Here is a 13,108-nt window from a genome sequence, read left to right as displayed (position 1 = left end):
ATAGGCGTTTTATGTAATCAATATTTTACATATGAAATGTTTAAAAGATTTTTCATAAGGAAAGCAAAAATGTTAAAAGATACTTTAAATAATGTTCGTATCAAAGATGAGCATATGTTAATCACCCCTGATGAAATAAAAAAACTTTATCCACTTTCCCCCGAATTAGAAAACCAAATTGCCTTATCACGCAAAATTGTAGTTGATATTTTGGAAAGAAAAGATCCACGATTACTTATTGTCTGTGGTCCATGTTCTATTCATGATCCGCAAGCAGCTATTGAATATGCACATAAACTAAAAAAATTATCTGATGAAGTTAGTAATGATTTATTTATTGTTATGCGTGTTTACTTTGAAAAACCTAGAACAACAGTTGGTTGGAAAGGTATGATAAACGATCCACATATGGATAGTTCATTTGATATTGAGCACGGACTTAAAAAAGCCCGTAAATTATTACTTGATATCGCTAAAATTGGTTTACCTATTGCAACCGAAGCATTGGATCCAAACACACCACAATACATTGCCGATTTAATTAGCTGGTCTGCCATAGGCGCAAGAACAACAGAATCACAGACTCATCGTGAAATGGCATCAGGTTTATCCATGCCAGTTGGTTTTAAAAATGGTACCGATGGCAATTTAGATGTCGCAATTAATGCCATGAAATCAGCTTCTATGCCTCACCGCTTTGTAGGCATCAACCAGCAAGGACAAGTGACGGTTTTACAAACTGTTGGAAATTCTCATGGACATGTGATCTTACGTGGTGGTAAAGCACCAAATTATGATACTGAAAATGTCGCAATATGTGAAACACAGATGAAAAAAGCGGGATTATTACCAAATTTAATGATCGACTGTAGTCATGCCAATTCTAATAAGGATTATCGTAACCAACCAATTGTTGCTAATTCAATTATTGAGCAAATCAAAAATGGTAATAACTCAATTATCGGTGTAATGATTGAAAGTAATTTGGTTGAAGGTAATCAATCTTCTGAACAACCAAAAGAAAATTTTAAATATGGTGTATCAGTGACTGATGCTTGTATCAACTGGGATGAAACAGATACATTACTTCGAAAAATGGCAAGTACATTATCACAGCCACTTTTAGCAAGACAAACACAAGATGCTAGCGCTTAATTTAGCCATTTCAACTTAAAAAACGCCGACAAATATCGGCGTTTTTTTATATTATATTACCCTAACTGTTTACGTGCATTACGAAATATTCGCATCCATGGACTATCTTCACCCCAATTATCAGGATGCCATGAATTAGTTACGGTTCTAAATACTCGTTCTGGATGAGGCATCATAATAGTTGCACGTCCATCACTTGATGTTACGGCTGTAATACCATTTGGTGAGCCATTTGGATTAGCAGGATACTCCTGCGTTACATTGCCGAAATGGTTAATGTAACGAACTGTAATTAATCCTGATGCTTCTAAATTAGATAAGTGAACATCATCACGCACTTCAACTCGCCCTTCTCCATGTGATACCGCAATTGGCATATGTGAACCCGCCATATCAGTAAACAGTAATGAAGGGCTAGATTGAATTTGAACTAAACTGAAACGTCCTTCAAATCTTTCTGATAAATTACGCACAAAACGAGGCCATAAATCAGCTCCAGGAATTAGCTCTTTCAAATTCGACATCATCTGACAACCATTACAGACACCGAGTGATAAAGTATCATTGCGATGAAAAAATTGTTCAAATTCATGTCTAACTTGTTCATTAAATAAAATTGATTTAGCCCAGCCTTCTCCTGCTCCTAAAACATCACCATACGAGAAACCACCACAAGCAACAAGAGTATTAAATTGATCCAATGTCACTTGACCTGATAATAAATCAGTCATATGGACATCAATTGATTCAAAACCAGCTCGATCAAATGCAGCTGCCATTTCAACATGAGAGTTAACACCTTGTTCACGTAAAATCGCAACTTTCGGTTTCACTCCTTTTGCAATATAAGGCGCTGCAATGTCTTGCATTGGATCAAACGTAAGTCGTACATTCAAGCCCGGATCTTCCTCATTTTGTTTAGCTTGATGTTCTTGATCGGCACACACTGGATTGTCACGTAAACGCTGCATTTGCCATGTGGTTTCAGCCCACCACGTTCTTAACATTAAACGAGATTCACTATAAACTACAGCAGCATTATTACGTATAATGAATTGCTGCCCTGTTTCAGCTTTACCTAACGTATGAATCGCATGAAGAAGCCCAAACTGTTTGAAGCATTCTATGACCTTATCTAAATCCTTACGATGAATTTGAATAACGGCCCCCAATTCCTCATTAAACAGTGAGGCAATCACATCACTACCTAGTGTATTAATATCAACATCAATACCACAATGCCCAGCAAATGCCATTTCCGCTAAGGTAACAAATAAACCACCATCAGAACGATCATGATAAGCAATTAACATATTTTCAGCGATTAATGTTTGGATAGCTTGATAAAAAGCTGCTAATTCATAAGCATCATGAACGTCAGCTGTTCTTTTCCCTAAATGACGATAAACTTGTGCTAATGCAGTTGCCCCTAATGCTTGATGACCTTTAGATAAATCAATAAACAGTAATAAATTATCTTGATCTGTACATAATTGTGGTGTGACAGTTTTACGAACATCTTCAACACGAGCAAATGCGGAAATCACTAACGATAACGGTGAAGTAATTGTTTTTTGTTCACCATCTTGTTGCCATGTTGTTTTCATTGACATTGAATCCTTTCCAACAGGAATCGCCAACCCTAAAGCAGGACATAACTCTTCGCCAATGGCTTTAACAGCTTCATACAGACCGGCATCTTCACCAGGATGACCCGCAGCAGCCATCCAGTTAGCCGAAAGCTTAATCCGTTTAATATCACCAATGTTAGTCGCCGCGATATTGGTAATTGCTTCACCAACAGCTAATCTTGCTGATGCAGCAAAATCAAGCAGAGCAACTGGAGCGCGTTCACCAATTGACATGGCTTCACCATAATAACTGTCTAAACTAGCTGTAGTCACCGCACAATCGGCTACAGGCACTTGCCAAGGCCCAACCATTTGATCGCGAACGACCATTCCTGTTACCGAACGGTCACCAATAGTAATTAAAAAAGTCTTTTCAGCAATAGTTGGTAAATGTAAAACCCGTTTAACCGCATCATATAAATTAATGTCGTCTGTTGAAAAATCATCACCATAGGCTTGTTGAGATTTAACTTCTCGTAGCATTTTTGGTGGTTTACCTAATAAAACATCTAACGGTAAATCTATCGGATTATTATTAAAATGTTCATCATGCAAAACCACAGCTTTATTAACTGTGGCTTCACCAATTACCGCATAAGGAGCACGTTCACGCTTGCAAATCTTATCAAACAATTCAAGACTTTCTGGATCAATTGCTAATACATAACGCTCTTGTGATTCATTACACCAAATTTCCAATGGCGACATGCCTGGCTCATCATTTAATATTTTGCGCAATTCAAATTGACCACCACAACCACCATCACTAACCAGTTCCGGCATAGCATTAGACAAGCCACCTGCACCAACATCATGGATAAACAATATAGGGTTTCTATCACCAAGTTGCCAGCAGCGATCAATTACCTCTTGGCAACGGCGTTCCATTTCAGCGTTATCACGTTGAACTGACGCAAAGTCAAGATCAGCATGAGATTGCCCTGATGTCATTGAAGAGGCTGCCCCTCCGCCTAAACCGATATTCATGGCAGGTCCACCAAGAACAATTAGTTTTGAACCGATAGGAAATTCTTCTTTTTGGATATGTTCACGACGGATATTTCCCAAACCACCAGCTAACATGATAGGTTTATGATAACCTCTAACTTCTTCACCATTAAAGCTATTTACTTTTTCTTCATAGGTTCGAAAATAGCCTAACAGTGCTGGGCGTCCAAACTCGTTATTAAATGCGGCACCACCTAAAGGACCATCCATCATAATGTCAAAAGCACTTACTATTCTATCGGGTTTACCAAAATCTTGTTCCCATGGTTGTTCAAAATTTGGAATTCGTAAATTTGAAACTGAAAAACCAACTAATCCTGCTTTTGGTTTGGCACCTTTTCCTGTTGCACCTTCGTCACGAATCTCTCCACCACTACCTGTTGCTGCGCCCGGCCAAGGTGATATCGCTGTTGGGTGATTGTGCGTTTCAACCTTCATTAAAATATCAGCATATTCCTGATGATAACTGTAAGTTCGATTACCATAATCAGCAAAAAATCTACCTACCTTAGAACCATCCATAACCGCAGCATTGTCTTTATAAGCAGATGACACATAATCTGGAGTGTTTTCAAAGGTATTTTTGATCATCTTAAACAAAGATTTAGGTTGCTTGACACCATCAATAATCCAATCGGCATTAAAAATTTTATGTCGACAATGCTCTGAGTTTGCTTGAGCAAACATATACAATTCAATATCTGTTGGATTACGGTTTAATTTTTGAAAATTTTCAAATAAATAATCAATTTCATCAGATGCTAACGCTAAACCTAGCTTAAGATTAGCCTGTTCAAGTGCTTGACGACCTTGACCTAATAAATCCACAACAGTTACTGGTGCTGGTTCATCGACTTTGAATAATTGTTCAGCTTGATCAAAACTGGTTAATACGGTTTCCATCATACGATCATGAATCAACTCGGCAAATTTATCTTGCTCAGGCTGTGTCATTGGCAAACTTGTTACTACATAATAAGCAATACCTCGCTCAATACGGTGAATTTGAGTTAATCCACAATTGTGAGCAATATCAGTTGCTTTTGATGACCATGGAGAAATCGTACCAGCACGAGGAGTGACTAAAAAGAGTTGTCTATTGGTATTACAATCTCCATTTATGTAAACAGATTTGGGGCCATATTGTAATAACTTATCAAGTGTTAATTGTTGCTCAACTGTTAACTCATTAGTTGAATCAATAAAATGGATAAATTGTGCCTCAAGGCTGATAATAGGAATGGATTTTTCATGACAAACTGATAAGATTTTACTAATACGAAATGCGGATAAAGCAGAAGAACCAGCTAAAATTTTCATACTAATTACTCTTTTTGAAACCAAAACAGGTAAAAAATAGAATAATAGTATAAAAGAAACTGTACATTATGGCTATCTTAAAAACAGTTTATATTGAGTAGATAAAAAAATTAAATTACATAAATTTTGGATAAACACTGAATATAGTAGAAAAATTGACAATATCATGTTTAAATCATTTTTATAAATACACATTAACTTTAAATTCTAACCTATACATATTATTCAATTATACAAAACTAAGCCCCAAGTAATTACAGTGTTAATCAATAAAATTTTATTTATATGTTAACTAAACTTCCATTAGAAAAAGTTAGCCTACCTGATTTACGACGACGAAATACACCAGTTTTACTGTTAGAAAATTTTGCCCATTTCATCCAATAAAAAAACTATCTATTAAAGAAAAAACTATTTAATTTTAATAAAAAACATTAGACAATCGTAAAAATGTGACTACTTTTGAACTTAGAGTATTTATTAATATTTCTAATTGAAAAGAACAAATTTGGGTATTACAGACTCAACTAACAGAATTACAAAAGCATCTTTTATCTTTTACACAGCAACATTATTTGTCGAATAAAGCTAATGTTGAAGAAGAAAGCTATATAGATCAAACATCAACTGAACCAATAGTTAATAACAATCCAGATACCGAAAATAAAAATAACCAAACAAAATCTGTAGGTCATTTATTCAATCATCGGATTGATAATAAAACTAACATTAAAAGATTTATTATTAACTATCGAAATAAAATTGCTATTTATCAATCTAGTCACCTTGCATAAGGTGACTTTTAAATATAATCGATTAAAGAAAAATTACTACTATTGTTATTAATTGATTGTATAGATATGATTAGATGGTCATTTATATAATACTTTAGATAAGACGATACCTGTTATTGGAATAGCTAAAAAACCTTTTTATAAATAATAAATATTTAATTCAAGTAGTTCAAGGGCTAGGTTAGTATCATTTATATCTCACCATGTTAGTTATATCATTAGAAAAGAATGGGGGAAATATGAAATCAATGGCAGGTAAATAGAGAATGCCTAATTTTCTTAACTATCTAGATCAACAAATAAAATTTTTCAAATTTGAAGATTAAAGATAAAATTTTTGATAATTCGCCGACCTAAATCGGCGAATATCATACATATTATAGCTTAAGCATCGTTCCAGCTATCTCTCAAGCCCACAGTTCGATTAAATACCAAATTATCATCTGAGGCATATTTGCTATCTAAACAAAAATACCCTTCACGTTCAAATTGAAAAGCCTTACCGACTTCTGCATATTGTAAACTTGGCTCAACAAAACCTTTTTTGATCAATAAAGAATTAGGGTTAATGGTTGATAAAAAGTCATCGGCCGACCCTGGATTTGGCGTATTAAACAAACGATCATAAAGACGAATTTCAGCTGGCTTAGCAAATTTAGCCGACACCCAATGAATCACTCCTTTAACTTTACGCCCATCTTCAGGATTTTTATTTAACGTAGCTGGATCGTAAGTACAATAAATAGTTTGGATATTACCTTCTGCATCTTTTTCAACGCGATCAGCACGAATCACATAAGCATTACGTAAACGAACTTCTTTTCCTAAAACTAAACGTTTATAATTTTTGTTAGCTTCTTCTCTAAAATCAGCTCGATCGATATAAATTTCACGAGTAAAAGTCACTTCACGATTTCCTAACTCTGGACGATTAGGATGATTTGGCATGCTTAATACTTCATCAATTGTTTCTGAAAAGTTTTCAATTACCACTTTAATAGGATCAAGCACAGCCATAGCACGTGGCGCATTTTCATTAAGATCTTCACGAATACAAAACTCAAGCGTGCTCATCTCAACAGTATTTTCTTGCTTTGTTACACCAATGCGATGACAAAATTCTCGAATCGAAGCTGGTGTATACCCGCGACGACGTAGACCAGAGACAGTAGGCATACGTGGATCATTCCAACCATCAACAATCTTTTCTGTAACTAACAGTGTCAATTTACGTTTAGAAGTTATTGCATATTCTAAATTTAAACGAGAAAACTCATACTGATGCGGTCGTGCTTCAATGGTGATATTATCCAATACCCAATCATATAAACGACGGTTATCTTGGAACTCAAGTGTACAAAGAGAATGAGTAATATTTTCAATCGCATCAGATATACAATGGGTAAAGTCATACATTGGATAAATACACCACTTATTACCTGTTTGGTGATGCTCTGCAAATTTAATACGATATAAAACAGGGTCGCGCATAACAATGAATGGGGATGCCATATCAATTTTAGCGCGTAAACAAGCTTTACCTTCTGCAAATTTACCTTCTTTCATTTGTTTGAAAAGTATTAAATTTTCATCAATGCTACGGTCACGGTAAGGACTATTTTTACCTGGTTGGGTTAGAGTTCCTCGATATTCGCGGATTTCATCAGCGGATAATTCATCAACATATGCAAGACCTTTTTCGATAAGCTCAATAGCATACTCATATAAACGGTCGAAATAATCAGATGAATAACATATTTCACCATCCCATTCAAACCCTAACCAGCGCACATCCTCTTTAATTGACTCAACATATTCAATATCTTCTTTAGCTGGATTCGTATCATCAAAACGTAAATTACATTTACCTTGATAATCTTGAGCAAGACCAAAGTTTAAACATATTGATTTTGCATGACCTATATGTAAATAACCATTTGGCTCTGGTGGAAAACGAGTATGTGTTGTTTTATATTTTCCTGCTGCAAGATCTGCATCAATAATTTGGCGAATAAAATTTGTTGGACGATGATTATCAGTCTCTGCCGGTAGTGAACCGCTCATAAAAAAACCTCTAATTATATATTTCAATGACGAATTTAAAAATGTGTTCTGTCACTTTTTATCATTTTGACCAAAGAATATAACAAATTTTTTGTTTTTCTGAAATGGGAAAAACAGACTTTTTATATTGATAAAACAATATGTTTTACTATGATTTATGCATATCTGTGATTTCTGCCAAGATAACCTATAAGTAACAATGATTAAAAATAGATAATATCACTACGATACATTAAATTTAGTTAGCAGTTTGTTCTTCTTTAACAAATAGCATTGCAGTTATGCCAACCATAGTTATAGCTACTGCAAGTAAAAACCATTATTTAAACTTCCTGTGTTATTAGCAATCAAACCTGTTAAATAAGAAGCGCAGATCGATACAGTCATGCAAAAAAATAATACAGTCGAAATACAGTACTTAATGATACTTTGGGTGCATTATCAGCAACTAAAGCTATCAGTACGGGATTTAAACTAATTTTACTAATAAAACCAAATAACGCATTAATTATAAGAAAATTATTAACAATCGTTAGACTTTAATGAAACCACAAATCTTGCTCCACCAAGAGGGCTGGTAACAACGAAAGCATTACCATTATGAAACTCTGCCATTAATTTAACATAAGCTAATCCAAGACCATAACCACCAGTAGAACGTGTTCGACTGGTATCAAGTCTGGCAAAGGGCATAAAAATCTTTTCACGCGCTTCAAACGGAATGCCTGGACCATCGTCATCAATTTCAATTATTACGCTATTTTTTTGTTTTGTAATATTTAAAACTGCTTTATGTGTTGCATATTTAAATGCATTAAGAAGTAAGTTTTTAACAATTGTTTCTGCTAAATTAGTATCAATTATAGCTAAAACATCTTGACTATTGCATGTTAACTCAAATTCTTTAGGTTTAAATAGTGCTAAAGATTGACAAACTTTTTCACCCCATTGTTTTAATGAAACTTGTGTTAAATTTAACTCAATATTACTTTGTTGCATTTTAAAGTAATTTAAGCTGGCACTAATTAAGGTTTCCAGCTCGTTAATATCATCACTCATCCCTTTTTGTAAAAGCAATTTTTCTTGTTCATCATTAGATTCTTCAAGCATACTGAGCTCAAATCGCATACGGGCAAGCGGGGTACGCAATTCATGCGCCATAGCATGAGAAATAGTTTGATTAGTACTAACTAAATGTTCTATATGTGTTCCCATATTATTCAGTACATTTGCTAGTGGTTTAAATAACCAACCTTTAACGTTTTCAGTTCTAGCTTTTAAATTGCCCTGCCCAAGCTGTTCTGCAGTTTGTCTTATGTTTACTAAATCTTTCCAAACTGCACTAAAAGCGAAATAGATTAGAATGAAAAAGATTATCGCACTAAATAGCGCCCAAATAATTAAAAAAACACTTAATGACATAGTGTTAGACTGTAAAATATCGCGCATCACGATAGGGCCTAATTGTAATAAATTACCATCATTTAAATCAATGTAGACGACTTCTTTATCACTATCATAAGAAAAACCAAGATTTTTTAATTCATGAGAAACTGTATGGGGTAAAGCAATATCGATTGGTAAAATTTCTATTGAGTAACCAAAATAAGGTTGTAACTCGTCAACAACTTCTTGCAAAGGTCGATTTTTATTTTCGTTAATTCTCATACGAATCAAGTTTACGGTACCTCGTTGTGACTCACGAAATACAACATGGTCATCAGGCATATCGGTTAAAGAGGAAGGTAAAGAGTCAAACACCAATAAAGCGCCATAAGCAATAATACATTGCAAAGAAAGTAAAATAACCAGATAAAATACAATTCGTCGATTAAAAAATAGTGGTTTGGCTAATAAATGGCTCAATGACTGTCCCCTTCACGCATAAATAAATAACCTTTTCCTCGAACTGTTTTAATTCGTGATGGATTGTCAGGATCATCAAGTAATTTACGGCGAAGTCTTGATATACGGGAATCAATTGAACGATCGCTACCGTCAAAATCAATACCTCGAACTTGTGAAAAAATATCATCCCTAGATAGAATGTTTCCAGCATTATTGGCTAATAACCATAGAAGATCAAATTCAGCTGTAGTTAAATCTATCTCTTGCTCTTGTAATATTACTTTCCTATTTTCACCATCTATAACTAAATTATCAAAAATAAGGGTTTTATTATTTAAGGGTATAACTAATTCTTTACTATTATCTTTTTCAGTTTCTATCTGTTTTCGTCGTAATAAAGCGCGTATTCGAGCAAGCAATAACCTTGGTTCAACTGGTTTTGCCAAATAATCATCAGCGCCAAGTTCGAGTCCTACAATTTCATCAATGTTATCTTCACTGGCTGTCATGATCAAAATATAGTTGGCGAACCACCCACGTATATCACGACAAATATCAAAACCTGATTTTTTTGGTAACATGACATCTAATATGACCAAATCTGGATTGAGTTGGTGAATTTTTTCTTCTGCACCTTCACCACTATTATGCCAGTCAACGATATACCCTTGCCGAACAAGGTATACTTGTATGAGGTTGGCTAATCTTGGGTCGTCTTCAATGATTAATATACGTTCGCTCATTATAGGTTCTCATTACTATAGCTTATACCTAGTGAAACCTCATTATACAGACAATTTCACCCTCGTTACAAAATATATACAAAGAGCCCACAAAGTTTAAATCTGCTTTATGAGAGAATTTATGCCATTATCTATAATTAGACTATTTTAATTTTAAAATGAATGCTTTTTCATCAATTGCTACCCATCTTTTTCATCCATCTTATACTCAGCATCAGACCCCTATCGTCTTATGTGATTTTGATGGGACCATCAGTGTTAAAGATGTAACTGATACATTACTAAGTTATTTCGGTCAAGATGGTTGTGATGAGCTCGAAGAATTGTGGGTTAATGGCAAAATTGGTTCTCAAGAATGCATGAGCAAACAAATTGCTTTAATGGATGCTAGCTTAGAGGAAGTCAATCAAGTTCTCTCCAAAATTGAAATTGACCCAATGTTTAAATCTTTTATAAATTACACCCAACAAAATAATATTCCTGTGCACGTGGTAAGTGATGGGTTAGATTACGCAATCCAGTTTGTATTAAAACGTCATGGTATTAAAAATTTACCCATTTTTGCCAATAAGTTACTACATGATAATGCTCGTAGTTGGCGACTTGAATTTCCTTATGCCAATAAGGATTGTATTAAACAAAGTGGTAATTGCAAATGCAATCATGTTAAAAAGCAACAATATTTTCCCAAAATATTTTATGTAGGAGATGGTACTTCAGATTACTGTGTATCACATAATGTTGATTATGTTTTTGCCAAAGACAAGCTTGTGAACTACTGCGAAAAAAATAAGATTATGCACTGTGCTATCAATAGTTTTGCTGATGTAACCAAAGCGTTAAAACAAGCACAACATTCTTTAATTCCCATCATGATAGTAAAATAATAAAGGAAGAATAATGAGTACAATGCAAGATTTATCTTATTTTTTACCTGGTAATAAAAATGGTGTACTACTAATTCATGGCTTAACAGGTACGCCTAATGAAATGCGAATCTTAGCTAATGGTTTACACAAAGCTGGATTTACAGTTTATGCTATTCAACTAGCTGGTCATTGTGGTACCGAAGCTGATCTTTGTAGAACATCTTGGCAAGATTGGTACCAAAGCGTACAAGAAGGTGCTAATTACTTAGCCCAACATGTCGATAATGTTTTTGTTGCTGGGTTATCAATGGGTGCGCTATTAGCACTCAAACTAGCTGCTGACAGATCTGATCAGATTAAGGGGGTTGGAGTTTTAGCACCAACTTTTTATTATGATGGCTGGAGTATGCCTTTTTGGGCAAAAAAATTCTTCTTTTTGTTAGTCTATTTTAAAAAATTAGGAATTTTTCAAAAAGTTTCTTTTATTGAAAAACCGCCTTATGGACTTAAAGATGAACGAATTCGAGCCGTCGTATCTGAAAGCATGTTAAATGGTGATGCAGCTTCAGCAGGACTTGCAGGAAACCCATTCCCAGCACTTGCTGAAATGCAATTACTCGCCAAGAATGTGCGAGCACAGCTATCAAAAGTTGTTTCACCATGTTTAATTATGCATTCAGGTAATGATGATATCGCCAATATTGAAACCAATGCAAAACTAGTTGAAAAACACGTTTCTGGCTCAAAAAAACTAGTGGTCTTAAATGAGAGTTATCATTTAATAACAATTGATAGTCAACGTCGTGAAGTGATTAAAGAGTGCATCACATTCTTCAATAACATAGCAGAAGGAATAGAAGAATGATGTCACCATTAGTAATCATACTTTGGGTTAGTAACATCTGTTTTGATACCTTAGGACAAGTCGCTTTTAAATTTGCGGCTACTTCACCGAATAATCGTGATGGTTGGTATTATTGGCTAGATTTATCAAAAAATCATTGGATTTGGATTGGCATTATATCTTATGTTGCTGAATTTTTATTATGGTTGGCGTTTTTAACCTTAGTTCCACTTTCACAAGGTGTATTGCTGGTCTCATTTAATATTATTACTATTATGCTTGTTGGACGTATTATTTTCAAAGAGTTGCTTACCTTTTATCGTTTAATTGGCATGCTATTAATTACAGCTGGCGTCATTTTTGTAGGAATGTCTTAATATGGCGAGATTCTATATTATTGGTTTTTCAGTATTACTTTTTTTTGATACTATTGCACAATGTAGTTTTAAATTAACAGCTATCCATGCACAACCTCTAGAAATGAGTATTGATTGGTTAGTACGTGTTTTTACTAACCCTTGGATTTACATCTCAATTACTGGATATATTTTTACTTTTTTTACTTGGATGACGCTATTAAAAAAAGCACCAGTCGGTCCAGCATTTGCCGCATCTCACTTTGAACTAGTAACAGTAATGATTGTATCAATTTGGTTATTTAATGAACCAATTACGTTGTTTAAATTAATCGGTACAATTTTAATTGTTTCTGGTATTTTGTTTTTAGCATTAGCGGAAAGCAAATTATCTAAACAGAATTCTTCTAATCAACATTCTTAGATTTGTTTAGAATATTGGAAAAGTAGGTCTGAGTTTTATACTCAAACACCTA

10 protein-coding genes are annotated in these 13,108 nt (G+C 34.3%); 6 read left to right on the top strand and 4 right to left on the bottom strand.

Annotated elements, in window-relative coordinates; genetic code table 11:
• Positions 1 to 69: 69 nt before the first annotated feature.
• The gene (locus GAPWK_RS01245) at positions 70 to 1,155 is read left to right on the top strand and encodes a 3-deoxy-7-phosphoheptulonate synthase (RefSeq protein WP_025314485.1); all 1,086 of its coding nucleotides are present in this window, start codon (positions 70 to 72) and stop codon (positions 1,153 to 1,155) included.
• A gap of 56 nt (positions 1,156 to 1,211) precedes the next feature.
• On the opposite strand, the gene purL is transcribed toward GAPWK_RS01245, so the two are convergent.
• Positions 1,212 to 5,114 carry a phosphoribosylformylglycinamidine synthase gene (purL, locus tag GAPWK_RS01240; protein WP_025314484.1) on the bottom strand — a complete coding sequence of 1,301 codons (3,903 nt, stop codon included), beginning with the start codon at positions 5,112 to 5,114 and terminating at the stop codon, positions 1,212 to 1,214.
• A gap of 575 nt (positions 5,115 to 5,689) precedes the next feature.
• Between purL and GAPWK_RS01235 the strand changes: the two genes are divergently transcribed.
• On the top strand, positions 5,690 to 5,908 hold the full coding sequence (locus GAPWK_RS01235) for a hypothetical protein (protein WP_025314483.1): 219 nt from the start codon (positions 5,690 to 5,692) through the stop codon (positions 5,906 to 5,908).
• A gap of 384 nt (positions 5,909 to 6,292) precedes the next feature.
• Here GAPWK_RS01235 and glnS read toward each other — a convergent pair whose 3' ends face one another.
• The 3 genes from glnS to GAPWK_RS01220 all read right to left on the bottom strand — a co-directional run bounded on the left by glnS (position 6,293) and on the right by GAPWK_RS01220 (position 10,563).
• Positions 6,293 to 7,972: a glutamine--tRNA ligase gene (gene glnS, locus GAPWK_RS01230; RefSeq protein WP_025314482.1), complete on the bottom strand. Its 1,680-nt coding sequence runs from the start codon at positions 7,970 to 7,972 to the stop codon at positions 6,293 to 6,295.
• A gap of 522 nt (positions 7,973 to 8,494) precedes the next feature.
• Complete coding sequence (locus tag GAPWK_RS01225; RefSeq protein ID WP_025314481.1) at positions 8,495 to 9,838, bottom strand: ATP-binding protein; 1,344 nt, start codon at positions 9,836 to 9,838, stop codon at positions 8,495 to 8,497.
• Positions 9,835 to 10,563: a winged helix-turn-helix domain-containing protein gene (locus GAPWK_RS01220; protein ID WP_025314480.1), complete on the bottom strand. Its 729-nt coding sequence runs from the start codon at positions 10,561 to 10,563 to the stop codon at positions 9,835 to 9,837. The genes GAPWK_RS01225 and GAPWK_RS01220 overlap by 4 nt, the downstream gene beginning before the upstream one ends.
• Positions 10,564 to 10,721: 158 nt before the next feature.
• Here GAPWK_RS01220 and GAPWK_RS01215 point away from each other — a divergent pair, with 158 nt between their 5' ends.
• The 4 genes from GAPWK_RS01215 to GAPWK_RS01200 are packed head-to-tail and all read left to right on the top strand — an operon-like array spanning position 10,722 to position 13,056.
• Positions 10,722 to 11,450, top strand: a complete 729-nt coding sequence (locus GAPWK_RS01215; RefSeq protein ID WP_051516215.1) for an MtnX-like HAD-IB family phosphatase — start codon at positions 10,722 to 10,724, stop codon at positions 11,448 to 11,450.
• 13 nt (positions 11,451 to 11,463) lie between these two features.
• Positions 11,464 to 12,297 (top strand): alpha/beta hydrolase, encoded by an 834-nt coding sequence (locus GAPWK_RS01210; RefSeq protein WP_080692400.1) that lies wholly within the window; start codon positions 11,464 to 11,466, stop codon positions 12,295 to 12,297.
• A complete protein-coding gene (locus tag GAPWK_RS01205; RefSeq protein ID WP_025314477.1) occupies positions 12,297 to 12,653 on the top strand; it encodes an EamA family transporter in 357 nt (118 codons plus the stop codon). The genes GAPWK_RS01210 and GAPWK_RS01205 overlap by 1 nt, the downstream gene beginning before the upstream one ends.
• A gap of 1 nt (position 12,654) precedes the next feature.
• A complete protein-coding gene (locus tag GAPWK_RS01200; RefSeq protein ID WP_025314476.1) occupies positions 12,655 to 13,056 on the top strand; it encodes a DMT family transporter in 402 nt (133 codons plus the stop codon).
• Positions 13,057 to 13,108 lie beyond the last annotated feature (52 nt).

The organism is Gilliamella apicola, assembly GCF_000599985.1.
GTDB lineage: Bacteria > Pseudomonadota > Gammaproteobacteria > Enterobacterales > Orbaceae > Gilliamella > Gilliamella apicola.
The sequence above is the reverse complement of the archived record's forward strand: the minus strand, read 5'-3'. Positions and strand labels throughout refer to the sequence as shown.